This is a genomic window from Pantoea sp. ARC270 (assembly GCF_003236725.1).
GTDB classification, from domain to species: Bacteria; Pseudomonadota; Gammaproteobacteria; order Enterobacterales; family Enterobacteriaceae; genus Pantoea; species Pantoea anthophila.
Genome location: NZ_PUGA01000005.1, coordinates 105,528 through 131,063 on the forward strand (window position 1 = coordinate 105,528; position 25,536 = coordinate 131,063).

Here is a 25,536-nt window from a genome sequence, read left to right on the forward strand (position 1 = left end):
CGGGTCAGGCGGAGATGCCTGACCCGTTTTTTATTCGCCGGGCTGCTGATTGGCGCGGCCGGCTGGCAGCGGACGGGAATTGCCTGCATTGTCCACGGCCACATAGATAAAGACCGCTTCGGTGGCACAATAAGTCTGTCCAATCGGCTCAGACGACACTTTCTTGATCCACACCTCGACGTTAATGGTCATCGAACTGTTGCCGGTCCGGATACAGCGCGCATGACAGCTCACGACATCCCCTACCGCCACCGGCTTCAGAAATGACATGCCGTCGACACGTACCGTCACCACGCGGCCTTCCGCGATCTCTTTAGCCAGAATCGCGCCGCCCATATCCATCTGTGACATCAGCCAGCCACCAAAGATATCGCCGTTAGCGTTGGTGTCTGCTGGCATGGCGAGCGTACGCAGCACCATTTCACCTTGCGGTAATTTATGTTTTTCGCCCATTGCTTCCCGTTCTTATGCAGATGAATGCTGAAAAAAAGCCCGGCGAACCGGGCGGATGATTATTTTTGTTCCTGCTGCGGCATCTGTCGCCAGATATAGAGCCCGCTAAGCAGGGTAAACAGTAAGGTCAGACCGGTGAGACCAAACACTTTAAAGTTAACCCAAAACGCCTGGGATAACCAAAAGGCGACGTAGATGTTCACCAGGCCGCAAATCAGAAAGAAGAGTGCCCAGGCAACGTTCAGACGACGCCAGACCGCGTCCGGCAGCTGCAGCTCTTTACCCAGCATGCTCTGGATCAGCGGCTGCTTCATAAACCACTGGCTGTAGAGCAGGGCGAGCGCGAACAGGCTGTAGATGACTGTCACTTTCCACTTAATAAACTCATCGTTGTGGAACACCAGCGTCAGGGTGCCAAAGACCGCGACCAGTACAAAGGTGAAAATGGTCATCTTTTCCAGTCTGCGATAGAGCACCCAGCTGACGACCAGCGCCAGACCGGTCGCGACAATCAGTGCGCCCGAGGCGACAAAGATGTCATAGAGCTTATAGAAGATGAAAAAGACTACCAGGGGGAGAAAGTCGAGTAACTGCTTCATAGTGATTCCCGTCAGGGTTGCATGCCAGTGCGCCCGCAGGCGCACCGTCCGTCAACGTAACAGCATATAGAGCCGATAGAGATAGATGATCAACAGGGCTGAAACCAGATTGCCGGCCGCGGTAAAAATGACCGACGAAACATTCAGCGGCAGCACGGTCAGCGAAGCGAAAAAGAGCATCACGACCACTTTCGCCAGCAGCCAGAGCAGGATGGCGGGGGCGATCAGCTTCACGTTCTTCCAGGCCATGCGCATGCTGGCGCGCATGGCGGCAAACACGCCCATCTTCTCACTGGCAAGCATCACCGGCGCCAGTGACAGCAGGATCGTCAGCAGAATACCGGGGACCACCAGCACCATAAAGCCAAGCTGGGCCACCAGCGTCATCAGAAAGGTCAGCAGCAGCAGTCTGGGCAGCAGCGGCGCAGAAGTCCCGATAGCCCGCAAAGCGCTGACCCGCTGACCGGAAGAGACCATCGGAATCAGGCAGAGCATGCCGCCCAGCAGCAGCGTGTTACCCAACAGCGCAGCGAAGGTGCTGGCAGCCGAAGCCCGCAGCAGAACCTGCTGCTGTTCCGGCGACATGCTCTGCACTATCTCAAACAACGATCTGGCACTGTCGTCACCCTGCTGCAGAATGGCCATCTCATCGACACCAGGCGTCAGCACATGCACCAGCATGACAGTGATAAAAGCGGTCAGCAGCGACAGCAGCAGCAGGGTAGCCAGCTGATGTCGCGCAAAATTTCCAGTGTCACGGTATAACGAGCTTGCCGTGATAGACATGTACACTCCTTGGAGGAACCGGGTTAATTAACCCGGCGATTGTACATGTTCTGGCAGCTCACGGGCACCCGCTGTGGCATAACTTTCTGTCACGACAGGTAAAGATGGCGAAAAAAGCGGGGGAAGGCCATAGCGGGCGCGGGCCCGATCGCAGGCTTCGTTGTGAATGCCGCCTTCTCCTGACAGCGAGAACTCCCGACAGGGGGTGGGACGCTGTTCATAGATTCCGCATGAAACGCATCCGCCGATCTCTCCCTGCAGGGCGACACAGCGCGGGGTGCGATCGTTGGTGCCCCGCATGTTACGCATGAGCAGGCTGAGCGGCTCGGTCAGGTCGGTCGGCACCAGACCGCCCGCATCGTCGGCTTCCGCCCAGTAAAATGAGACGCGAAAATGGGCGCAGCAGGCGCCACAGCTGATACAAGGATTTAATGTGTCACTCATTTGATCACCCGCCCCTCCCGAGGCATCGAACCAAAATCAACCAGGAAGAGAAGCAAAATAGGGCCGCCGGAATTTTTCAGCAAGGGGAATTTGCGGGCGCCGAAGCGTGCCGAAATTGATCTAAATCAATTCATTGTTTTTTAAGCAATTTATCTGAAGCGTTCAGAGTGCAATTTCCTGTAAATCGCGTTAAATAACTGCCAGCAAAAAAATGATAATCCCCCGCGACATCAACATTAAGCAAAGGAGTGATAATGAAACTGGCAAAATGCGCGATGCTGCTGGCGCTGGCTTTACCCCAGCTGGCGATGGCCCACGAAGCAGGCGACTTCTTTATGCGTGCCGGCAGTGCAACCGTACGCCCCACCGAAGGCTCCGATAATGTGTTAGGCATGGGGGAGTTCAGCGCCTCCAACGACACGCAGCTCGGCCTGACCTTTACCTATATGGCGACGGACAACATCGGGGTGGAACTTCTCGCCGCCACGCCGTTCCGTCACAAAGTGGGTCTTGGCCCGACCGGCACGCTGGCTACCGTGCGTCAGTTACCGCCGACGCTGATGGCGCAGTACTACTTCTTCGACAGCAAAAGCAAAGCCCGTCCCTACGTGGGCGTGGGCGTCAACTACACCACCTTCTATGATGCCGATTTCAACCAGACCGGTCGCGATGCAGGCCTGACCGATCTCAGCGTCAAGGATTCGTGGGGCGTGGCGGGTCAGGTCGGCCTGGATTATCAAATCAATCGCGACTGGATGCTGAATGCGTCGGTGTGGTACATGGATATCGACACGGAAGTGAAGTTTAAAGCGGGAGGCGAGCAGCAGAACATCAATATGCGCATCGATCCGTGGGTCTTCTTCTTCGGGGCAGGTTACCGCTTCTGATGAGAAAAAGGCCGCTGATTCAGCGGCCTTTTTTGTGTCTGTGTAACGTTATTTAATCTGCATATTGTTCACGACAGATTTCACGCCCGGTACGCTGCGCGTTACCTGAACAGCACGATTAGCCATTTGTGGCGATGACACAAAACCGCTCAGCTGAACTTTACCCTTAAAGGTTTCTACGTTGATTTCAGTCGATTTCAGCGAGTCATCCTTCAGCAGTTCACCTTTCACTTTCGTGGTCACAACGGTGTCATCGATGTAGCCACCGGTTCCCTCTTTGGTTGCGGTTGGCGCACAGGCGCTCAGTGTCAGCGCAACCACACCCGCCAGTACAGCACCTGTCAGCAGTTTAACGAATTTCATTGCTTTCTCTCCCTGTCACAAAATGGATGCGACGTTACCGTAACGGCGCTTTGTCATTGTGGTGCAGATTCTGAAAAAAGGGCAAATGGCGGAATGAAAAAAAAGGAAACAAATCATGCCTTATCGCGTGATAAGGCATGCTGACAGGATTATCGACTGGCGGCTTTCAGGCGACTGACAAAGTTCTTCAGTTCGCTCAGCATCACGTCCGGTTCGGCGTGGTGCTTCTCAATGATTCTGACAATGGCGGAACCGGAGATGGCTCCGGCGGCACCGGCGGCAATCGCTTCCTTCACCTGCTCAGGTTCTGAGATACCAAAGCCCTGCAGTGGCGGAGCGGCATGGTATTCTCGCAGCTTGTCGATGAGGTGCTGTAGCGGCAGGCTGGCACGGTTTTCAGCCCCGGTCACCCCGGCACGCGACAGCAGGTAGGTGTAGCCCCGGCCGTGCGACGCGATCTCACGCAGCAGCGTATCGCTGGCATTGGGTGGACAGATAAAGATAGGGGCCACGCCGTGACGCAGCGCCGCCTGGCGGAACGGCGCCGACTCTTCAACCGGCACATCGGCGACCAGAACCGAATCGACACCGGCTTCGGCACAGCGTGCATAGAACGCATCCACGCCGTTGGTGAAGACCAGGTTGGCATACATCAGCAGGCCAATCGGCAGGTCAGGATATTTACGGCGGATTGTCGCCAGCATTTCAAAGCACTGGCTGGTGGTGGTGCCTGCGGCGAATGCACGTAAGGTCGCATTCTGAATGGTCGGGCCATCCGCCAGCGGGTCGGAGAAAGGAATGCCCAACTCCAGCGCGTCCGCACCGCCCTCAACCAGCGCGTCAATCACGCGCAGGGAGAGCTCAGGTGAAGGATCGCCCAGCGTGACAAAGGGGACGAAAGCGCCTTCGTTGCTGGCTGACAGGCGCGAAAACAGTTGATTATAACGTTCCATCAGATTTCTCCCTGCGCGGTCAGAATGTCGTGAACGGTGAAAATATCTTTATCGCCGCGGCCGGAAAGGTTAACCACAAGCAGCTGCTCTTTCTCCGGTTCGTCCTGAATCATCTTCAGGGCGTGCGCCAGGGCGTGAGAGGATTCCAGCGCCGGAATAATCCCTTCCGCCCGGCAGAGCTGTTTGAAGGCAGCCAGCGCTTCGTTATCGGTAACCGAGACGTAATCCGCCCGACCCGTGCTGTTCAGGTGCGCATGCTGAGGCCCGACCGACGGGAAGTCCAGACCGGCAGAGATGGAGTAGGACTCTTCAATCTGGCCATCTTCAGTCTGCATCATCGGCGCTTTCATGCCGAAGTAGATACCGACGCGACCATGCTTCAGCGGTGCGCCATGCTCACCGGTTTCGATGCCGTGACCCGCAGGCTCAACGCCGATCAGCTTCACGCTGGTTTCATCGATAAAGTCAGCAAACATGCCGATAGCGTTGGAGCCCCCGCCCACGCAGGCGAGAATAGCGTCGGGCAGGCGACCCTCTCTTTCCAGAATCTGTTTTTTCGTCTCTTCGCCGATCATGCGCTGGAACTCACGCACGATGGTCGGGAAGGGGTGCGGGCCTGCGGCGGTGCCGAGCATGTAGTGCGCCGTTTCATAGCTGCCAGACCAGTCGCGAAGCGCCTCGTTACAGGCATCTTTCAGCGTGGCAGAGCCGCTGTGAACCGGGATCACCTCCGCGCCCATCAGTCGCATACGGAAGACGTTAGGCGACTGACGCTCCACATCTTTCGCGCCCATGTAGATACGGCATTTCATGCCCAGCAGCGCACAGGCCAGTGCAGAGGCCACACCATGCTGACCGGCGCCGGTCTCGGCGATAATTTCGTTTTTACCCATGCGCTTAGCCAGCAGTGCCTGACCCAGCACCTGGTTAGTTTTGTGCGCACCGCCGTGCAGCAGATCTTCACGCTTAAGGTAGAGGCGCGTTTTGGTGCCTTTGGTCAGGTTTTTGCACAGCGTCAGCGCGGTCGGACGACCCGCATAGTTCTTCAGCAGTTCGGTAAACTCTTCCTGGAAGGCAGGATCTTTCTGCGCGTCGACAAACGCCTCTTCGAGCTGGCGCAGGGCAGGCATCAGGATCTGCGGAACATACATTCCGCCAAATTCGCCAAAGTAGGGATTCAGTAACGTCATCTTTTCTCTTCCTTTCTCAGGCCCGCCGTCGGGCAGGCCAGGCAAATCAGTACGCGCGCAGTGTCTGGAACACGGCGGCAATTTTACGGGCATCTTTGATGCCGGGCGCGCTTTCCACGCCAGAGTTGAAGTCAAGTCCGGCACAGCCCAGCTGCGCGGCTTCAACACAGTTGTCCGCACCGAGGCCACCGGCCAGCAGCACATTATTCAGCGTCTGACCCTGCAGCAGGGACCAGTCGAAACGCTGACCGGTACCACCGTTACCATTGTCAAACACATAACGGTCAACGTGTGGCCAGTCGCGCGCCGGGAGATGGCCTTTGATGCGCAGTGCCTTCCAGATCTGCACGGTGGCAGGCAGGGCGGCGCGCAGATCAGCGACAAACGCCGGCGTTTCATCGCCATGCAGCTGAACCGCAGAGAGAGAAAGGGCGCTGACCTGCGTGACAATGTCACTCACGCTGGCGTTGCGGAACACGCCAACGTAACGCAGCGGGGCCGCGGCCATCACGCTCTGCGCCGTGGCGGTATCAATCTGACGCGGCGATCCTTCAGCAAAGATCAGACCACCAAAGAGTGCACCCGCTTCATAGGCGGCACGCGCATCTTCGGCACGTGTCAGCCCGCACACTTTGTTGCTGCCCAGGGTAACCCGACGCACCGCGGCTGTCAGATCGGTCTCTTCCATCAGGGAGGAGCCGATCAGGAAACCATTGGCGAAGTGGCTCAGCTCGCGAATGTCCGCATAGCTGTTGATACCCGATTCGCTGATCACCGTCACGCCATGCGACAGGCGAGGCGCCAGCTGGCGGGTGCGGTTAAGGTCGATAGAGAGGTCGCGCAGATCGCGGTTGTTGATGCCCACCACTTTCGCCTGCAGGGCGATAGCACGCTCCAGCTCCTCTTCATTACTGACCTCAGTCAGAATGCCCATTTTCAGGCTGTGTGCCACCGCGGCCAGCTGACGATACTGCTCATCATCCAGAACCGACAGCATCAGCAGAATCGCATCCGCCTGATAGTAACGCGCCAGATAGATCTGGTAAGGATCAATAATAAAATCTTTGCACAGCACCGGCTGCGTGATGGCTGCGCTGACAATCGGCAGGAAAGCGAAGTCACCCTGAAAATATTTTTCATCGGTCAGCACAGAGACCGCTGACGCGTAGTGGCGATAAACCCCGGCAATTGCGGCCGGATCGAAGTCCTCGCGAATCACGCCTTTCGACGGAGAGGCCTTTTTACACTCCAGGATAAACGCGGTTCTGGCCCCCTGCAGCGCGTCGTAAAAATGACGGCTGGAAGGCTCAATGCTGTTCTGAAAGGTGGAAAGAGGCTGCTGCTGCTGACGGGCTTCAACCCAGATCGCTTTGTCCTGAACAATTTTTTCTAACACGGTGCCTTTCATGATTACCCTCTTGCTGCCAGTGCGACAACGCGCTCATAAGCCTGTCCGCTGCGGATGGCGTTAAGCGCCTGCTGTGCGTTTTCACGCAGGTCTTCCTGACCAAATACTTTAAGCAACATCGCCACGTTAACGGCGACAGCTTCCTCATGAGCCTGCTGGCCATTACCCTGGAGTAAAGCTGTCAGAATGTCACGGTTTTCTTCCGGGGTGCCGCCCGCCAGCGCCTCTTTCGGGTGGAAGCCAAAGCCAAAGTCTTCAGGAGAGAGCTGATAACGGGTGATTTCCCCCTCGCGCAGCTCGGCGACGTGCGTCACATCGTGCAGAGCCACCTCATCCATGCCGCCGCCGTGGACCACGGCTGCACGCTGGTAGCCCAGCACTTTCAGGGTCTGAGCAATCGGCATCACCAGTTCCGGGCTGTAAACACCAATCACCGCCAGCGGGGGACGCGCCGGGTTGATCAGCGGACCCAGCACATTGAACAGCGTGCGGGTCTTCAGCTGCTGACGTACCGGCATCGCGTGGCGGAATCCGGTGTGATACTGCGGCGCAAACAGAAAGCAGACGTTAAGATCGTCCAGCGCCTTGCGCGCCCGGTCAGCAGGCATATCCAGATTGATGCCAAAGGCCGCCAGCAGGTCGGAGGAGCCTGATTTGCTGGAGACGCTGCGGTTGCCGTGCTTCGCCACCTTCAGACCGCAGGTCGCCGCCACCAGGGCGCTGGCAGTGGAGATATTGATGCTGTTGCTGCCGTCGCCGCCGGTGCCCACGATATCGGCAAAGGTATAATCCGGGCGCGGGAAGGGGCGGGCATCTTCCAGCAGCGCGGTCGCCGCCCCGGCAATCTCTTCCGGCGTTTCGCCCCGCACCTTCATGGCGATTAAAGCGGCGGCGAGCTGCGTCGGTTCCAGTTGGCCGGTGATAATGGCGCTGAACAGCTGATGACTCTCAGCCTGATTCAGCGTCTGCGCCTGGTAAAGTTTTTCCAGTGTCTCTTGCATAGTCATTCTCCCTGTTACTTCGCCAGCGCCCAGGCCAGCGTCTGCTCAAGCAGACGCGCGCCCTGAGAAGTCAGAATGGATTCAGGATGGAACTGGAACCCGCACACCCGGTCGGTCTCATGACGCACCGCCATCACCATCCCGTTGAAACTGGCGTTGACCGTCAGCTCATCCGGCGTGTTGCTGCCCACCAGTGAGTGGTAGCGCGCCACCGGCAGCGGATTGCTCAGGCCGGCAAACATCGCCTCACCGTCGTGGTCAATAGAGGAGGCTTTGCCGTGCAGGATCTCACCAGCCTGACCCACGTGGCCGCCGTAGGCTTCAACGATCGCCTGATGCCCCAGGCAGATGCCGATAATCGGCAACCGTCCCCGCAGCACCCGCAGTAACTCCGGCATACAACCGGCATCTTTTGGCGCGCCGGGGCCGGGCGAGAGCATCAGCACCGGGTCTTCCATCCGCTGCAGCTGCTCAATTAAGAGCTCCGCAGGCAGGTTGTTGCGGTAGATCACCACGTTATGACCAAACGTCCGCAGCTGATCAACCAGGTTATAGGTAAATGAATCGATGTTATCGAGCAGCAGAATATCGGCCATCAGAAGATCTCCTTGCAGTGATGGGCAGTCGCGATAGCGCGCAGAACGGCGCGGGCTTTGTTACGGCTCTCATCCGCTTCAGCCTGCGGATTGGAGTCCAGCACCACACCGGCGCCCGCCTGGACGGTGGCCACGCCTTCTTCAACGTAAGCCGAACGGATCACGATGCAGGTATCGAGATCGCCGTGAGCCGTGAAGTAGCCCACCGCACCGCCGTAGCTGCCGCGGCGGGTGCGTTCCGCCCCGGCTATCAGCTGCATGGCGCGCACCTTCGGCGCACCGCTCAGGGTGCCCATGTTCATACAGGCGCGATAGGCATGCAGCACGTCAAGGTCGTCACGCAGCGTGCCCACAACGCGGGAGACCAGATGCATGACGAAGGAGTAACGGTCTACCTTAGTCAGGTCTGCCACGTAACGGCTGCCCGGCACGCAGATACGCGCCAGATCGTTGCGCGCCAGATCCACCAGCATCAGGTGTTCCGCCAGCTCTTTATGGTCGGTTCGCATCTCCAGCTCAATACGGCTGTCGAGATCGCGATCCAGCGAGCCATCCGCATGGCGGCCACGCGGGCGGGTACCGGCGATTGGGTAGATCTCAATCTGACGCGAGATGGCGTCATACTTCAGTGAACTCTCCGGCGAGGCACCAAACAGCGAGAAATCCTGATCCTGCATAAAGAACATGTAGGGGCTGGGATTGCTGTTCTTCAGCGTGTCATATGCCGCCAGCGGTGAAGGGCATGGCAGCGAGAAACGGCGTGAAGGGACGACCTGGAAAATTTCTCCGATGCGAATCGCCTGCTGCATGCTGCGCACCACGTCGCAATACTCTTCATCACTCTGGCTGGTGGTCAGCGTCATCTGCTCCACCTTTTGTACCGGTAGTACAGGTGCGGGCTGAAGCATCTGGCCATGCAACTGCTCAATGCGGCGCTGCAGGCGCTGGAATTCGCTGGTGGACGGACAGAACAGACTGGCCTGCAGACGTGCGCTGCGGCTCTGGTGATCGATCACCAGTAAGGTCTCGGCCAGGTAGAAGCAGTAGTCGGGGCAGCGCTGCTGATTATCCAGCGCCGGCAGGGTTTCAAAACCGGCAACCAGATCATAAGCAAACAGACCGCCCAGCAGCACCGCTTCCCGTTCGTCGGCAGGGGCGTTAACCAGTTGCGGAATCAGACGCAGCGCGTCAAACACCGACAGGGCCTTGAGGCGGGAATCTTCATCCTGCTGCTGATCGCTGCTCTGCGGGAACGTCAGGACACGGCCATCGGGACGCACCTGATTCATCACTGACGCGGGCAGGGCTTCATCCAGCAGCGGCAGCAGGGCGCGGCCATTTTCTGACAACGCCTGCACGGTGACTTCGCTGCCCAGTGCGCTGACGCGCAGCGCACTGTCGACGATCAGCAGGCTTTTCAGGTTGCGCTTGCTGTCGATATCAGCGGATTCGAGCAGCAGGGTTGCCGGACGTGCGCCGCACAGCTGGTGAAACACTGCGGCCGGATCTTCGCGGTAGGGCGCGGTGCCGGTAATCAACTTCACTGTAGGTTTCGCATTTGGCATGATGATTTCTCTGAATTTCGCTCAAAAAAAAGCCCGCTCGGTGGCGGGCTCAGGTATCTGCACAGCGTTTACGCAAAATGTGCACGACCGTGTCGCCCGGTTTCGGGAACATCGCGCCAGCCATGTAAATGCGTAATTGTAATCGCCATGATGAAATACCCGTTGCGTGTGAACTTGTGTACTAGTTAACGGGTTCGGGGCGGAAATGTCAATACACTTTTTCACTGAGCGTTAAAATCGTTATCATGCTGGCCGGTTTAGTTTAAGCAGGAGTTCTCTTGAGCGATATCGCCCGTTTCCCGGTTTATGATCTACACAGCCACACGCGCGCCTCCGATGGTTTACTGATGCCCGCCGTGCTGGTGCAGCGCGCGGTAGAGATGCGGGTTGGCGTTCTGGCGATCACCGATCACGACAGCGTGGACGGGGTGGACGAGGCGCAGCAGACCGCCCGTGACCAGGATCTGCCGATAAAAGTGCTGGCCGGTGCTGAGATTTCTACCCTGTGGGAGAATCATGAGATCCATATCGTGGGGCTGAACATCGATATTCATCATCCGGCGATGGTGACTTTTCTGGCGGGGCAACTGGCCTGCCGGCAGCGGCGCGCGGAAGAGATTGGTGAGCGGCTGGCGAAGGCACGTATTCCCGACGCGCTGGCGGGGGCAACCCGACTGGCCGGGGGCGGCATCATTACCCGCGGACACTTTGCCCGCTTCCTGATAGAGCAGGGCAAAGCCGGTGACATGGCCCAGGTTTTCAAAAATTACCTGGCGCGAGGCAAAACCGGCTACGTGCCGCCACAATGGTGTACAATTAAACAAGCCATTGATGCGATTCATCATTCTGGTGGCTGCGCCGTGCTGGCTCATCCGGGCCGGTATGGTTTATCGGCGAAGTGGCTGAAACGGCTGATCGCCCACTTCCGCGAAGCGGGGGGCGATGCCATGGAAGTGGCACAGTGCCAGCAGCCACCCAATGAGCGCACGCAACTGGCGCAGTACGCCAGAGAGAATGACCTGGCCGCATCGCAAGGTTCAGATTTTCATCAACCCTGCCCGTGGATTGAGCTGGGCCGCAAACTCTGGCTGCCCGGCGACGTTGAGCCGGTCTGGGAACGCTTTCCGGACCTCGCTCCCGCAGTGGCAATCACGGAAAGGTGACACGAGGTTTCTATGAGTCAACTGTTTCATATTCATCCGGACAATCCGCAGCCGCGCCTGATCAACCAGGCGGTCGACTACCTGAACAAAGGCAGCGTTATCGTCTATCCCACCGATTCCGGCTATGCGCTGGGCTGTCGGCTGGAAGAGAAGGGCGCGATGGAGCGTATCTGCCGTATCCGTCAGCTCGATGGCCGCCACAATTTCACCCTGATGTGCCGTGACCTCTCTGAGCTGTCGGTCTATTCTCAGGTGGGAAACTCGGCCTTTCGCCTGCTGAAAAACAACACGCCAGGTAACTACACCTTTATTCTCAAGGCGACCAAAGAGGTGCCGCGCCGTCTGATGAACGAAAAGCGTAAGACCATCGGTCTGCGTGTGCCGTCCAATCCGGTGGCGCTGGCGCTGCTGGAAGCCCTGAATCAGCCGATGATGTCGACCTCGTTGATCCTGCCGGGCAACGATTTTACGGAATCCGATCCGGAGGAGATTCAGCACACCATTGGCAAGCTGGTCGATCTGATCATCGACGGCGGAACGCTGGGGCAGCAGCCGACCACGGTGGTCGATCTGACCACCGATACGCCGGAAATTGTGCGTGAAGGTGTGGGTGATACCCGCCCGTTCCTGTAATCAATCCGGCTCAGACACCGCGCGTCGGTGTCGGGGCCAGATTTGACTGCAACCAGCTTTTAAACTGGCCGTAGGGAATATAAAGTGAAACGTCTTTCAGGATCACTTTCCCGTTACGGCCATTTTTAATGGCATCGGAATAACCGACAATCACGCCGCTCAGCGTTTCATCGCGGTTATAAACACCGCCGCCCGACATTCCCTGAACCACGCCTGCATTAGAGGCCATCGCAATACAGGGACTTTTATTCCATTTATTCCGAATAGCCGTGCGGGCTAAATTCACCCCCGTCGACTCTACCGGCATCGCGGAAATAAAGCTGTATCCGTACATTTTAACGGGATCGCCAATCTCACCACTGCGGAATTTCGCCAGGGTGGTGGCATCATTCTTGTGATAAATAATCGCAAGGTCGCAATAGGGATGATAAGACTTCACGCGCTGCACGGCGGTTTTGGCGACGTGCGCTGCGGTAAGGCTATATTCAGGCGTCAGTGGAATGCTGGTGCCCAGTGTGCCGAAACCGAGGATCGTCGGGATGCCGGTCACGCTCATATCTACGTGCTGCATCGCCGTACGACTGTACTCAGTGTGGCCCACGGAACACCCGCTCAGCACCAGTGCAGCCAGCACCGGGCACAGAAACAGGTTTCTCATGATGGCATTCTTTATTCCGGCATGTCGGAAAATCCCTGGTGAAGACTTATGACATGCAAGCAAGGTTCATCAGTGAACCGTATTAACGCAACAATTCCGGATGCGCCGGTTTATTGGATTATCTGAAAACACGATTTTTATTAACGAATAACAAAGGGCCGTACTGTTATGATGCAGGACCATGAAATTTCAGGTGCTGCTTTTTTATTGTGCTGCTGAGAGAAAGTGTATCAGCTTAATAGTGTCAGACAATTTATTAAAGCTAATAAGAATTAAATACCCCTGAAAATAGGGTTTTAACAGAATCTGCATTAGGAATAATCTTACCTGGGCCGTTTATTTGGCTTATCGAGCTGACTAAAGATAATTTTACGGTTTTTTATTCTTCCTTTGAGAGAGAAGCCAGAGGATTAGATTCGCTGATAAATCTCTGGAAGTTTAAGATAGTGTTAAGTTTTTGATCGCTGCGGCCTCTTTTTACAGCCCCGCCAGTGTTTAAAAAATTTAATTTTCTTCAGCTATAAAGTTTTCGCTAATGCCGTTTTATTCAGTATATTTCCTTAACTGAGTCTGCTGTTATTTTAATCAGGCATGTAAATAATGAGGAATATCATTATCCGGTCTCTATGCTTTTTTATCGGCTATTTACAGAAGGAGAAAGGGCGTTACATCGGGGTTAAATGCCTGTATAATGGGCCAAAGTTAATAGGTTAACCTGTTGATAAAGAAAGAATTATCACCCTGCCATGACGCCTGGGAAGGCGACAAAGAGGAAGCTCAATGAGCGAAAAGTTACAGAAAGTCTTAGCGCGTGCCGGTCATGGCTCGCGTCGTGAAATCGAATCAATGATTGCCGCTGGCCGTGTCAGCGTCGACGGAAAGATCGCCACCCTGGGCGACCGTGTCGAAAGCAGCAAATCCCTGAAAATCCGTATTGATGGCCATCTGGTTTCGATTGCTGAATCAGCAACCGAAGTCTGCCGCGTGCTGGCCTATTACAAACCAGAAGGTGAACTCTGTACCCGCAGCGATCCTGAAGGGCGCCCGACGGTCTTCGATCGCCTGCCGCGTCTGCGCGGTTCACGCTGGATTGCCGTCGGCCGTCTGGATGTGAACACCTGTGGTCTGATGCTGTTCACCACGGACGGTGAGCTGGCGAACCGTCTGATGCATCCCAGCCGTGAAGTGGAACGTGAATATGCGGTGCGCGTCTTTGGCCAGGTGGATGATGATAAAATTCGTCAGCTGAGCAAGGGCGTTCAGCTGGAGGATGGCCCGGCTGCGTTCAAAACCCTGCGTTTTGGCGGCGGAGAAGGGATCAACCAGTGGTATAACGTGACCCTGACCGAAGGACGTAACCGTGAAGTGCGTCGGTTATGGGAAGCGGTCGGTGTCCAGGTCAGCCGTCTGATGCGCGTTCGCTATGGTGATATTACCTTACCGAAAGGCCTGCCGCGCGGCGGCTGGACGGAGCTGGATCTGCCGGCGGTAAACTATCTGCGTAACCTGGTGGAGATGGATGATGAGACGGTGACCAAACTGGTCGTTGAGAAAGATCGTCGTCGCACCAAAGCAAACCAGATCCGTCGTGCGGTAAAACGCCACAGCAAAGTCAGCTCGACCCCTCGTACGCCGCGCCGCAATCCGGGCAGCAAACGCAATTCCGGTTAATTATGCCGGCAGGATAAAAAAACGCAGCCTCCGGGCTGCGTTTTCTTTTTCTGTCACCAGTCGATACCCTGCTGGGCCTGTATACCGGCATCAAAGGCGTGCTTAACCGGGCGCATCTCCGTTACGGTATCGGCCATCTCAGTCAGGATGCGGTGACAGCCGCGTCCGGTAATAATGACGCTCTGCTGCGCCGGGCGCTGCTGCAGCGCGGCGATCAGCGCCTCCAGCGGCAGATAACCCATGCTCACCATATAGGTAATTTCGTCCAGTACCACCAGATCGATCTGCGCATCCGCCAGCATCCGCTGGGCATGCTGCCAGACTGCCAGACAGGCGGTGGTGTCCGTCTCACGGTTTTGCGTCTCCCAGGTGAAGCCGGTGGCCATAACCTGAAATTCCACCCCGTGCTGCTCCAGCAGGTTTCGCTCGCCGTTCGGCCAGTCACCCTTGATGAACTGGACCACCGCCACGCGCTTGCCATGGCCGGTGGCGCGCAGTGCCGTGCCGAAGGCCGCGGTTGTTTTGCCTTTGCCGTTGCCGGTAAACACCATCAGAATGCCGCGAACCGCTGTCGCGGCGGCGATACGCGCATCCACCTGCTCTTTCAGGCGCTGCTGACGCTGCTGATGACGATCGTCAGCCACTATTCCGCGGCTCCGGGTTTTCTGCCCGGCTGCGCATCGAAGCTCATCCCGGTTTTGCGGCGGCTGTCATCGCCCATCAGATAGAGATAGAGCGGCATCAGATCGGCAGGCGTTTTCAGTTTATTTGCATCTTCCTGCGGGAAGGCGCTGGCGCGCATTTTGGTTCGCGTGCCGCCCGGATTGATACAGTTCACCCGCAGCGACTGGCTCTTATACTCATCCGCCAGCACCTGCATCATTCCTTCCGTTGCAAATTTAGAGACCGCATAAGCGCCCCAGCCTGCACGACCGGTGCGGCCCACGCTGGAGGTGGTGAATACCAGCGAACCCGCCTCTGACTTCAGCAGCAGCGGCAACAGGGCCTGAGTCAGGAAGAAAGTCGCATCCAGATTGACATCCATCACCTGACGCCAGATCTGCGGATCGAGTTCAGCCAGCGGCACGATTTCACCGAGCAGACCGGCATTATGCAGCACGCCGTCGAGACGCGGAAACTGTTGCGCCAGCTGGTCGGCAACCTGCTGGCAGCGTTCTGGTGTGGCCTCGGCCAGGTCCAGCACCACCTGGTGAGCAGGACGTTTATTGAGTTGATTGATCGACGTTCTGACCCGTTCGAGTTTTTCCGGGTTGCGGCCCATCAGGATCACTTCTGCGCCATAGCGGGCATAGGTCAGCGCCGCTTCCTGGCCGATGCCATCTGACGCGCCCGTGACCAGAATAATACGATGATTGAGCAGGTCACTTTTCGGTTGATAATGCACAGCGGGGTCCTCCGGCGAAAACAGCATGATTCCGCTTTATGCCTGAATTTACGAATGGGTGCAATCGCCAGCCCGCGCAATCTGTGCCAGCTGCTGGCATTTCAGGCGACGAGGCAGGGTAAAACGGCTAAACTGGCGAACTGTTTTTGATTCTTTTTTACTAAGGCGACCTGATGGATTTTATTTCAACGTATGGACTCTTTTTAGCGAAAGCGGTGACGCTGGTGGTTGCGGTCGCGGCGATTGTCATGATTGTGATGAATGCGGCACTGCGTAAACGCTCGCAAAGTGGTCAGCTGCGCCTGACCCATCTGGGTGATGACTATCAACAGATGAAAGAAGATCTGCAGCTGGCAAAAATGAAACCGCAGGCGCAGAAGGTCTGGCTGAAAAACCATAAAAAGAGCGAAAAGCTGAAAGCCAAAGCGGAAAAGCAGGCGGCGAAGCAGGGCGCGCGCGGGGGTGAGAAGCCGACGCTTTATGTGCTTGATTTCAAAGGTAGCATGGATGCCAGTGAGGTCACGTCGCTGCGTGAAGAGATTTCAGCCGTGCTGGCGGTGCAGCAACCGGGCGATGAAGTGCTGCTGCGTCTGGAAAGCCCTGGCGGTGTGGTGCATGGCTATGGTCTGGCCGCGTCACAGCTGCAGCGTCTGCGCGACCACGGGCTGCGCATCACCGCGGCCGTGGACAAAGTGGCAGCCAGCGGCGGATATATGATGGCCTGTGTGGCCGATCGCATTGTGGCGGCCCCGTTCTCCATTATTGGTTCAATCGGTGTGGTGGCCCAGATCCCTAACTTCAACCGTCTGCTGAAGCGCAATGACATCGATATCGAGCTGCACACGGCCGGTCAGTACAAGCGAACGCTGACGCTGTTTGGCGAGAACAGCGAAGAAGGGCGGGAGAAATTCCAGCAGGATCTCGACGAAACGCACCTGCTGTTCAAGCAGTTTGTGCATCAGATGCGCCCGTCGCTGGATATTGATAAGGTCGCGACCGGTGAACACTGGTATGGCCGCCAGGCGCTTGATCTGGGGCTGATTGATGAGATCGGCACCAGCGATGATTTAATCATCCGCCAGATGGATCAGTTCAACGTGCTGGGGGTGCACTTCGCCCGCCGTCGTAAAATGATGGATCGCTTTACTCAAAGCGCGGGCTCGGTGGCAGAGCGTCTGCTACTGAAACTCTGGCAGCGCGGCGAAAAGCCGCTGCTGTGATGCGAAACCCGGCCTGTGCCGGGTTTTTTTATTCCAGGTGATAGTGCGGCGACAGGACCACCGCCAGATGTTTGAAGACGTTAAACACCGCTGTGGTTTTAGCCGTCGGCAATCCCTGATCGTCGAGAAAAAACGGGCCGCGAAAAACCAGCACATCACCCTGCTGACTGACGTCATCCGCCTGCATGCCCGCTAAATAATCATCATGTTCTTTAATCAGGGCGTTGGCCTTTTCCAGCAAAGCCTGGCGGGAAATAGCCTGGGTCGGTGTCTGCATTTATTTGCTCCTTTTTTGACAGCACTCGAATCCTTTCTATATTACTGACGAGTCTGCTGGCATGACAACCCGCCCTGACCGATGAAAACCTGGCGTAACGACGGGCTGAATGCTAATTAAGTTGCGTAACAGATTTTATCAGGTAGAGTGTGGGCGATTCCGATTTCAGGGATTTTGCACCAGGATGTGCGAAGAGTTCAGATGGAAAAATCATGCTTTATCATGCAGTTGCATTTAGCCGGATCATCTGTTCTGAGATTGACCCCTCCGCCTTGAAATGTTAGACAGGCGCAGCAATATTGAACCCGATGGGTTTTTGGGCATCCAATCCTCTCCCGTTAAGCAGGATGTTTTCATTAGGTAAAGGTAAATATGGGTAAAGCACTCGTTATTGTTGAGTCCCCGGCAAAGGCCAAAACAATCAATAAATATCTGGGCAATGACTACGTGGTGAAATCCAGCGTGGGTCATATCCGGGATCTGCCGACCAGTGGTTCAACCGCAAAGAAAAGTGCTGACGCCTCGACAGATAAGAAAGTCAAAAAAGTTAAAAAAGATGAGAAAGCCGCCCTCGTCAGCCGCATGGGTGTTGACCCCTATCATGGCTGGGAAGCGGATTATCAGATCCTGCCCGGCAAAGAGAAGGTGGTGGCAGAACTGAAGGCGCTGGCCGCCAATGCTGACCACATCTATCTCGCAACCGACCTTGACCGCGAAGGGGAAGCCATTGCCTGGCACCTGCGGGAAGTGATCGGAGGCGATGACTCACGCTTCAGCCGCGTGGTGTTCAACGAAATTACCAAAAATGCGATTCGTCAGGCGTTTGAAAAGCCGGGCGAACTCAATATCGACCGGGTCAATGCTCAGCAGGCGCGCCGCTTTATGGACCGCGTGGTGGGCTACATGGTGTCACCGCTGCTGTGGAAAAAGATCGCCCGTGGCCTCTCAGCCGGTCGTGTGCAGTCAGTGGCCGTTCGCCTGGTAGTGGAACGTGAACGTGAAATTAAAGCCTTTGTTCCCGAAGAGTACTGGGAAGTTAATGCCGCGCTGACCACGCCAAACGGCGATGAGCTGTCGATGGATGTGACACACCGAGGCGACAAGGTGTTCCGCCCGGTCAACCGTGACGAAACTTACGCCGCAGTGGCGCTGCTGGAAAAAGCGCGCTTTGAAATTGTGGATCGTGAAGATAAGCCGACCAGCAGTAAGCCGGGTGCGCCCTATATCACCTCGACGCTACAGCAGGCGGCCAGCACCCGTCTGGGCTTTGGCGTTAAAAAGACCATGATGATGGCGCAGCGCCTCTATGAAGCGGGTCACATCACTTACATGCGTACCGATTCGACCAACCTGAGTCAGGATGCGGTGGCCATGGCGCGGGGCTACATCGAAAACAACTTCGGTAAAAAATATCTGCCAGACAGCCCCGTCACTTACGCCAGCAAAGAGAACTCTCAGGAAGCGCACGAAGCGATTCGTCCTTCCGATGTGGAAGTCGTGGCGGAAAAACTGAAGGATATGGAAGCGGATGCGCAGAAGCTCTATCAGCTGATCTGGCGTCAGTTTGTCGCCTGCCAGATGACCCCGGCCAAATATGATTCCAGCACCATCACGGCCGCCGCCGGTGAGTTTAAACTCAAAGCAAAAGGCCGCATTCTGCGCTTCGACGGCTGGACTAAAGTGATGCCTGCGCTGCGTAAGAACGATGAAGATCGCACGCTGCCTGCGGTCAGTGTGGGGGATAGCCTCGACCTGCAACAGCTGCTGCCGGGTCAGCACTTCACCAAGCCACCGGCACGCTTCAGCGAAGCCTCGCTGGTGCGTGAGCTGGAGAAGCGCGGTATCGGCCGTCCGTCGACCTACGCCGCCATTACCTCGACCATTCAGGACCGTGGCTATGTCCGGGTAGAAAACCGCCGTTTCTATGCGGAAAAAATGGGTGAAATCGTCACCGATCGTCTGGAAGAGAACTTCCGCGAGCTGATGAACTACGATTTCACCGCGCGCATGGAGGACAGCCTGGACCAGGTCGCCAATAACCAGGCGAAATGGAAAGCGGTGCTGGACCACTTCTTCAGCGACTTTACCGAGCAGCTTGAAAAAGCTGAAAAAGATCCTGAAGAGGGCGGCATGCAGCCCAATCAGATGGTGCTGACCTCGATTGACTGTCCGACCTGTAGTCGTCCGATGGGGATCCGCACCGCCAGTACCGGTGTCTTCCTGGGCTGTTCCGGCTATGCGCTGCCCCCGAAAGAGCGCTGCAAGCAGACCATCAACCTGATTCCGGAAAACGAAGTTCTGAACATTCTGGAAGGGGACGATGCCGAAACCAACGCCCTGCGTGCCCGTCGTCGCTGCCAGAAGTGCGGCACAGCGATGGACAGCTACCTGATCGACAATGAACGCAAACTGCACGTCTGTGGTAATAACCCGGAGTGTGATGGGTACGAAATCGAGAAAGGCGAGTTCCGCATTAAGGGTTATGACGGCCCGGTCGTAGAGTGCGAGAAGTGCGGTTCGGAGATGCATCTGAAGATGGGACGCTTTGGCAAGTACATGGCGTGTACCAACGAAGAGTGTAAAAACACCCGCAAAATTCTGCGCAGTGGGGAAGTGGCGCCACCGAAAGAAGATCCGGTGCCGCTGCCTGAGCTGGCGTGTGAGAAGTCAGATGCCTACTTCGTGTTGCGCGACGGGGCAGCGGGCGTCTTCCTGGCAGCCAATACGTTCCCGAAATCGCGCGAAACGCGTGCGCCACTGGTGGAAGAGCTGCTGCGCTTCAAAGATCGTCTGCCTGAGAAGCTGAAATATCTGGCAGATGCGCCAGTCGCCGATCCGGAAGGGAATAAAACGCTGGTGCGGTTCAGCCGTAAGACTAAGCAGCAGTATGTCTCATCAGAAAAAGAGGGTAAAGCCACCGGCTGGTCAGCCTTCTTTGTTGATGGCCAATGGCAGGAAGCGAAAAAGTAATCTTATCAGGCCAGCATTCGCTGGCCTTTTTCTGAGCCTTATATCAATCCGTTCTATTCTCACACTTAAACTGATATAGTTGTTATAGCATTTCCGACCTTTCCTGATGCATAGCCTTTCTTCACCCTTGCGACTGTCGGTCAAGCGGGGATGCGACTCTGTAACTTACCAGGACAAAACAGATATGAAATTACAGCAGTTGCGCTATATCGTCGAAGTCGTGAACCATAACCTCAACGTCTCTTCGACGGCGGAAGGTCTCTATACCTCGCAGCCCGGCATCAGTAAGCAGGTCCGGATGCTGGAAGATGAACTGGGTGTGCAGATTTTTGCCCGGAGCGGGAAACATCTCACGCAGGTCACGCCAGCCGGGGAAGAGATCATTCGTATTGCGCGTGAAGTGCTCTCCAAAGTGGATGCCATTAAATCGGTTGCCGGTGAGCACACCTGGCCCGATAAAGGCTCGCTCTATGTGGCGACCACCCATACCCAGGCGCGCTACGCGCTGCCCGGCGTGATCAAAGGCTTTATCGAACGCTATCCACGCGTCTCTTTGCATATGCATCAGGGATCGCCGACCCAGATTGCCGAAGCCGTTTCCAAAGGCAATGCCGATTTTGCCATTGCCACCGAAGCGCTGCATCTCTATGACGATCTCATCATGCTGCCGTGCTACCACTGGAATCGGGCGATTGTGGTTACCGCCGATCACCCGCTGGCCGGAAAAGGGCAGGTGACCATTGAAGAGCTGGCGGAGTATCCACTGGTGACTTACACCTTTGGCTTTACCGGGCGGTCAGAACTGGATACCGCATTCAATCGCGCCGGGTTAACACCCCGCATCGTCTTTACCGCAACCGACGCAGACGTCATCAAAACCTATGTCCGTCTGGGGCTGGGTGTCGGCGTGATCGCCAGTATGGCGGTTGACCCGGTGTCCGATCCCGATCTGATTCGCATTGAAGCCGCGGATATCTTTACCAACAGCACCACCAAAATAGGCTTCCGTCGCAGCACCTTCCTGCGCAGCTATATGTATGATTTCATCCAGCGTTTTGCCCCGCACCTGACGCGTGACGTGGTGGATACCGCCGTTGCGCTCCGCTCTAATGAAGACATTGAAGCGATGTTTAAAGATATCAAGCTGCCGTTTAAATAGGGTTTACCCCCTGCGCGACAACATAAGGCTGCCTGGTGCAGCCTTTTTTGTTGCCAGCCTTTAGCGCCAGATGAGACTGAAAGTTTTTATGATTTTTTTGTAAATGAAACATTGATCACATGTTTTCCGGTTCGGCTTTCTTAAATGCGAATCACAACACATTTTTAACTATGTCACTTTGCGACATGCCAGGATTATTCCCATACTCCAGTTAACCGCCTATGTTGGAAGCCAGTAAACATCAGGCTCTGGGGTTTGCTCTTTAGTTTTAAATGGATCTGAAATGGAATTAACTCAAATTGATTAGTGCTTCATTTAATTAAAGAGTGGTTCCGCTGTTAATGATTTCTGGCGTTATTTAAGACTATTGATTAATACCGTTAATCGTTTTACTCAATAAAAATAACTGGATTTTTGGCCTTAACGCGTTTAGGATTCCTCCTAAATCTTAATCGTTGTTATCAATCATTTTGTTGAGAGTGATTATCAGAAACTATGAATACACGACTGACTGTAGAACCGGGTTTCCCGGTAAAAAGCACCAAGGTTGAGCGTACTGGTAACACCCGTCGCAAAGCCTGGTTAACCGTATTCGCTGCCTCTGCGCTGTTCTGGGTGGTTGTCGCGTTAATGATTTGGCGTATCTGGGGCTAAAGCCATGTGGGCAAACACACTCAGCCATAAACGTTCTCTGACGGCGCGTCAGACCAAGCCGGTCAGCTGCAAAGCGAAAGAGCCGCTTGCAAAGGACGAGAAAGTGTCTATCCCCGAGTCATGGGATTTGAGTGATAACCAGCGACTTTTTATTGAGTCGTTTTTGCAGCCTGAAACTAAATAACGTTGTCTGACTCTCTTTAGTCACCGCTCTTTTATTACCGGACATTCCGGCGGGCTTTTTTAAATGCCCCTTTCCACATCCAGTACGACCCAAGGGTGTCGCCAGAGTAAGGTGACCGCAAAAAACTTTTACGCCCGATTCCGGCGAAGGAGTGAACCAAATGAATATGATTAAAATGTCCTGGCTTAGCGCGTATGCGTTCTCCTTTGCGTTCTGGTCTGCGGCGGTGTGGATAACGCTTTAATCTGAATTACCTCCCCTTTTTATGATGCCTCGTGATTTTCACGGGGCATTTTCGTTTATGGGCGATTGTAGCAATTTGTGTTGTAATCAAAACGTTAACGAATTTGTGGACTATCTTTAACATAAACCTTTGTCTCTCTAAGGTTTAAAGACCATGAATGAAAGGAGGAGCTATGTCGTCTACCCTACGCGAGCAGAGTCAGGAAATACTGCAGGTCGACAGCAAAAAATATCATATCTTCAGTCTTCCCCGCGCTGCTCAACACCTCGGCAATATCGATAACCTGCCGAAATCGCTCAAAGTTCTGCTGGAAAACCTGCTGCGCTGGCAGGATGGCGACTCCGTCACCGCGGAGGATATCCAGGCGCTGGTTGACTGGCAAAAAGAGGCGCATGCCGATCGCGAAATTGCCTACCGGCCAGCCCGTGTTCTGATGCAGGATTTTACCGGCGTGCCGGCCGTCGTTGACCTGGCCGCCATGCGCGAAGCGGTGAACCGGCTGGGCGGCGACGTCGCGAAGGTGAACCCCTTGTCGCCGGTCGATCTGGTGATCGACCACTCCGTGACGGTTGACCATTTTGGCGACGATGATGCGTTTGAAGAGAACGTCCGGCTGGAGATGGAGCGTAACCATGAACGCTACGTCTTTCTCCGCTGGGGGCAAAAAGCGTTCGATAAATTCCGCGTCGTGCCGCCGGGCACCGGTATCTGTCACCAGGTGAACCTGGAGTATCTCGGCAAGGCAATCTGGCATGAGACCCTGAACGGTGAAGAGTATGCCTGGCCCGATACGCTGGTCGGTACGGACTCCCACACCACCATGATCAACGCGCTGGGCGTGCTGGGATGGGGAGTAGGGGGGATAGAGGCCGAAGCGGCCATGCTCGGTCAGCCGGTTTCTATGCTGATCCCGGATGTGGTTGGGTTTAAGCTGACCGGCAAACTGCGTGCCGGCATCACGGCAACCGACCTGGTCCTGACCGTGACCCAGATGCTGCGTAAGCACGGTGTGGTCGGCAAATTTGTTGAGTTCTATGGCGATGGCCTGGCCGATCTGCCCCTGGCTGACCGCGCCACCATTGCCAATATGGCACCCGAATATGGTGCAACCTGCGGATTCTTCCCGGTGGATGATGTCACCCTGAGCTACATGACGCTGACGGGGCGTGATGCTGAGCAGGTCGCGCTGGTGGAGGCCTATGCCAAAGCGCAGGGCCTGTGGCGTCATGCCGGGGATGAGCCGCGCTTTACCAGCTCTCTGGCGCTGGATATGAACGACGTGGAGTCCAGCCTCGCCGGACCCAAACGTCCGCAGGATCGGGTGTCGCTGGGAGATGTGCCTGCCGCGTTTGATGCCAGCAACGAGCTGGAAGTGAACCAGGCGCAGAAACCCCATAAAAATGTCACCTATACCGACAGTGATACCGGGCTGACACATACCCTCTCCGACGGTGCCGTGGTAATCAGTGCAATCACCTCCTGTACCAACACCTCTAACCCCAGCGTGTTGATGGCGGCCGGTTTACTGGCGAAGAAAGCGGTTGAGCGCGGCCTGAAACGTCAGCCGTGGGTCAAAGCTTCCCTGGCTCCCGGTTCTAAAGTGGTGTCAGACTATCTGGCCGTGGCACAGCTGACCCCGTGGCTGGATAAGCTGGGCTTCAACCTGGTCGGCTATGGCTGCACCACCTGTATTGGCAACTCCGGGCCGCTGAAAGATGAAATCGAGTCCGCTATCAAAGCAGGCGATCTAACCGTCGGGGCTGTCCTCTCCGGTAACCGCAACTTTGAAGGCCGCATTCATCCGCTGATCAAAACCAACTGGCTGGCGTCACCGCCGCTGGTGGTGGCGTATGCACTGGCGGGTAATATGAAGATCAACCTGCAGACGGAACCGCTGGGCAAGGATCAGCAGGGCCAGCCGGTCTACCTGAAAGATATCTGGCCGACCCCGGAAGAAATTGCCACGGCGGTGCAGCAGGTCACCAGCGATATGTTCCATAAAGAGTACGCTGAAGTCTTCGACGGCACGCCGGAGTGGCAACAGATCAAAGTCAGCGAGGCGGCGACTTACGACTGGGACGAAGGGTCAACCTATATCCGGCTGTCGCCTTTCTTTGATGATATGGAGAAAGAGCCGAAGCCGGTGCAGGATATCCGCGGCGCGCGGATCCTTGCCGTGCTGGGTGATTCCGTTACCACTGACCATATCTCGCCAGCGGGCAGCATCAAAGCGGAGAGTCCGGCCGGACGCTATCTGCTCTCTCACGGCGTGGAGCGCACCGACTTTAACTCCTATGGTTCGCGGCGCGGTAATCATGAGGTAATGATGCGCGGTACCTTTGCCAATATCCGTATCCGCAACGAGATGGTGCCGGGTGTGGAGGGCGGTTATACCCGACACTATCCGAGTGGCGAACAGCTGGCCATCTATGATGCGGCGATGAAGTATCAGGCGGACGGTGTCCCGCTGGCCGTGATCGCCGGCAAAGAGTATGGCTCCGGTTCAAGCCGCGACTGGGCGGCAAAAGGGCCGCGTCTGCAGGGGGTCAGGGTCGTCATTGCTGAATCGTTTGAACGTATTCACCGTTCAAATCTGATTGGTATGGGTATCCTGCCACTGGAATTCCCGCAGGGCGTGACCCGCAAAAGCCTGGGACTGACGGGCGAAGAGCGCATCGACGTGGAAAATCTGCAGGCCCTGACGCCAGGCTGCAGCGTTAAAGTGACACTGACCCGCGCCGATGGCAGCAAGGAAGAGCTGGATACCCGCTGTCGCATCGACACCGGTAATGAGCTGACCTATTACCGCAACGACGGCATCCTGCATTACGTGATTCGCAACATGCTGAACTGAGTGACAAAAAAGCCGGGGAAACCCGGCTTTAATTTGCTGAAGAGCAAGTTCCAGTCTGCTGTAAGACCGGAGCGGCACAGGGAAGACGGTCAGATCGGAAAGTCGCTTAAGCCATCCATGGCCGCTCGGCCCGCGCCGTCCCTGGCGCGGGACGCTTTCCTCTTCTGACCGTCTTCCCTGCGCTTTACGTTAGCCATGG

Annotated in this window: 22 protein-coding genes, 1 pseudogene and 1 other annotated feature; of the genes and pseudogenes, 9 read left to right on the forward strand and 14 right to left on the reverse strand. The window is 56.0% G+C overall.

What is annotated here, in order from left to right; all coding sequences use genetic code 11:
- Window positions 1-30: 30 nt before the first annotated feature.
- The 4 genes from yciA to CKF42_RS03980 are packed head-to-tail and all read right to left on the reverse strand — an operon-like array spanning window position 31 to window position 2,282.
- The gene (yciA, locus tag CKF42_RS03965; protein ID WP_111207581.1) at window positions 31-453 is read right to left on the reverse strand and encodes an acyl-CoA thioester hydrolase YciA; all 423 of its coding nucleotides are present in this window, start codon (window positions 451-453) and stop codon (window positions 31-33) included.
- A gap of 59 nt (window positions 454-512) precedes the next feature.
- Window positions 513-1,052 (reverse strand): septation protein A, encoded by a 540-nt coding sequence (locus tag CKF42_RS03970; protein ID WP_046101919.1) that lies wholly within the window; start codon window positions 1,050-1,052, stop codon window positions 513-515.
- Between the two features lie 51 nt (window positions 1,053-1,103).
- Window positions 1,104-1,838, reverse strand: coding sequence for a YciC family protein (locus tag CKF42_RS03975; protein ID WP_009089932.1), 735 nt, complete (start codon window positions 1,836-1,838; stop codon window positions 1,104-1,106).
- 27 nt (window positions 1,839-1,865) lie between these two features.
- On the reverse strand, window positions 1,866-2,282 hold the full coding sequence (locus CKF42_RS03980) for a YkgJ family cysteine cluster protein (protein WP_009089933.1): 417 nt from the start codon (window positions 2,280-2,282) through the stop codon (window positions 1,866-1,868).
- Between the two features lie 254 nt (window positions 2,283-2,536).
- Between CKF42_RS03980 and ompW the strand changes: the two genes are divergently transcribed.
- Complete coding sequence (gene ompW / locus CKF42_RS03985) at window positions 2,537-3,169, forward strand: outer membrane protein OmpW (RefSeq protein ID WP_009089935.1); 633 nt, start codon at window positions 2,537-2,539, stop codon at window positions 3,167-3,169.
- A 48-nt stretch (window positions 3,170-3,217) separates the two neighbouring features.
- On the opposite strand, the gene CKF42_RS03990 is transcribed toward ompW, so the two are convergent.
- The 6 genes and pseudogenes from CKF42_RS03990 to CKF42_RS04020 all read right to left on the reverse strand — a co-directional run bounded on the left by CKF42_RS03990 (window position 3,218) and on the right by CKF42_RS04020 (window position 10,245).
- Window positions 3,218-3,532, reverse strand: coding sequence for a BON domain-containing protein (locus CKF42_RS03990; RefSeq protein ID WP_009089937.1), 315 nt, complete (start codon window positions 3,530-3,532; stop codon window positions 3,218-3,220).
- 149 nt (window positions 3,533-3,681) lie between these two features.
- On the reverse strand, window positions 3,682-4,485 hold the full coding sequence (trpA, locus tag CKF42_RS03995; RefSeq protein ID WP_111207582.1) for a tryptophan synthase subunit alpha: 804 nt from the start codon (window positions 4,483-4,485) through the stop codon (window positions 3,682-3,684).
- Entirely contained in the window at window positions 4,485-5,675 is a 1,191-nt protein-coding gene (gene trpB / locus CKF42_RS04000; RefSeq protein WP_046101917.1) for a tryptophan synthase subunit beta, read from the reverse strand. The genes trpA and trpB overlap by 1 nt, the downstream gene beginning before the upstream one ends.
- Window positions 5,676-5,721: 46 nt before the next feature.
- Complete coding sequence (gene trpCF / locus CKF42_RS04005) at window positions 5,722-7,083, reverse strand: bifunctional indole-3-glycerol-phosphate synthase TrpC/phosphoribosylanthranilate isomerase TrpF (protein WP_111207583.1); 1,362 nt, start codon at window positions 7,081-7,083, stop codon at window positions 5,722-5,724.
- 2 nt (window positions 7,084-7,085) lie between these two features.
- Window positions 7,086-8,680: pseudogene (gene trpD, locus CKF42_RS21310) on the reverse strand (bifunctional anthranilate synthase glutamate amidotransferase component TrpG/anthranilate phosphoribosyltransferase TrpD).
- Window positions 8,680-10,245, reverse strand: a complete 1,566-nt coding sequence (locus CKF42_RS04020; protein WP_009089949.1) for an anthranilate synthase component 1 — start codon at window positions 10,243-10,245, stop codon at window positions 8,680-8,682. Before CKF42_RS04020 ends, trpD begins: the two are co-directional and overlap by 1 nt.
- Window positions 10,246-10,268: 23 nt before the next feature.
- Window positions 10,269-10,370: a sequence feature (Trp leader region), on the reverse strand.
- Between the two features lie 153 nt (window positions 10,371-10,523).
- Here CKF42_RS04020 and CKF42_RS04025 point away from each other — a divergent pair.
- Both CKF42_RS04025 and CKF42_RS04030 read left to right on the forward strand, forming a co-directional pair.
- Window positions 10,524-11,408: a PHP domain-containing protein gene (locus tag CKF42_RS04025; protein WP_111207585.1), complete on the forward strand. Its 885-nt coding sequence runs from the start codon at window positions 10,524-10,526 to the stop codon at window positions 11,406-11,408.
- A 12-nt stretch (window positions 11,409-11,420) separates the two neighbouring features.
- The gene (locus tag CKF42_RS04030) at window positions 11,421-12,041 is read left to right on the forward strand and encodes an L-threonylcarbamoyladenylate synthase (protein WP_111207586.1); all 621 of its coding nucleotides are present in this window, start codon (window positions 11,421-11,423) and stop codon (window positions 12,039-12,041) included.
- A 10-nt stretch (window positions 12,042-12,051) separates the two neighbouring features.
- Here CKF42_RS04030 and CKF42_RS04035 read toward each other — a convergent pair whose 3' ends face one another.
- Entirely contained in the window at window positions 12,052-12,699 is a 648-nt protein-coding gene (locus tag CKF42_RS04035) for a serine protease (RefSeq protein ID WP_111207587.1), read from the reverse strand.
- 780 nt (window positions 12,700-13,479) lie between these two features.
- On the opposite strand from CKF42_RS04035, the gene rluB reads away from it, so the two are divergent.
- Window positions 13,480-14,370, forward strand: a complete 891-nt coding sequence (gene rluB, locus CKF42_RS04040; RefSeq protein WP_058958472.1) for a 23S rRNA pseudouridine(2605) synthase RluB — start codon at window positions 13,480-13,482, stop codon at window positions 14,368-14,370.
- Between the two features lie 53 nt (window positions 14,371-14,423).
- Here the strand turns inward: rluB and cobO are convergent, their stop codons facing one another.
- Window positions 14,424-15,014, reverse strand: a complete 591-nt coding sequence (cobO, locus tag CKF42_RS04045) for a cob(I)yrinic acid a,c-diamide adenosyltransferase (protein ID WP_111207588.1) — start codon at window positions 15,012-15,014, stop codon at window positions 14,424-14,426.
- Window positions 15,014-15,775, reverse strand: coding sequence for a YciK family oxidoreductase (locus CKF42_RS04050; RefSeq protein WP_046102053.1), 762 nt, complete (start codon window positions 15,773-15,775; stop codon window positions 15,014-15,016). Before CKF42_RS04050 ends, cobO begins: the two co-directional genes overlap by 1 nt.
- 173 nt (window positions 15,776-15,948) lie before the next feature.
- On the opposite strand from CKF42_RS04050, the gene sohB reads away from it, so the two are divergent.
- A complete protein-coding gene (gene sohB, locus CKF42_RS04055; protein WP_009089960.1) occupies window positions 15,949-16,995 on the forward strand; it encodes a protease SohB in 1,047 nt (348 codons plus the stop codon).
- A 28-nt stretch (window positions 16,996-17,023) separates the two neighbouring features.
- Here sohB and CKF42_RS04060 read toward each other — a convergent pair whose 3' ends face one another.
- Window positions 17,024-17,272 carry a YciN family protein gene (locus CKF42_RS04060; protein WP_009089962.1) on the reverse strand — a complete coding sequence of 83 codons (249 nt, stop codon included), beginning with the start codon at window positions 17,270-17,272 and terminating at the stop codon, window positions 17,024-17,026.
- A gap of 372 nt (window positions 17,273-17,644) precedes the next feature.
- Here CKF42_RS04060 and topA point away from each other — a divergent pair, with 372 nt between their 5' ends.
- The 4 genes from topA (at window position 17,645) to acnA (ending at window position 25,337) form a co-directional block, all read left to right on the forward strand.
- Window positions 17,645-20,242, forward strand: coding sequence for a type I DNA topoisomerase (gene topA, locus CKF42_RS04065; protein ID WP_111207589.1), 2,598 nt, complete (start codon window positions 17,645-17,647; stop codon window positions 20,240-20,242).
- Between the two features lie 184 nt (window positions 20,243-20,426).
- Window positions 20,427-21,401 (forward strand): HTH-type transcriptional regulator CysB, encoded by a 975-nt coding sequence (cysB, locus tag CKF42_RS04070; RefSeq protein ID WP_009089966.1) that lies wholly within the window; start codon window positions 20,427-20,429, stop codon window positions 21,399-21,401.
- 495 nt (window positions 21,402-21,896) lie between these two features.
- Window positions 21,897-22,055, forward strand: a complete 159-nt coding sequence (locus CKF42_RS04075) for a YmiA family putative membrane protein (protein ID WP_009089968.1) — start codon at window positions 21,897-21,899, stop codon at window positions 22,053-22,055.
- A gap of 600 nt (window positions 22,056-22,655) precedes the next feature.
- Entirely contained in the window at window positions 22,656-25,337 is a 2,682-nt protein-coding gene (gene acnA / locus CKF42_RS04085; RefSeq protein ID WP_009089971.1) for an aconitate hydratase AcnA, read from the forward strand.
- The last annotated feature ends 199 nt before the right edge of the window (window positions 25,338-25,536 follow it).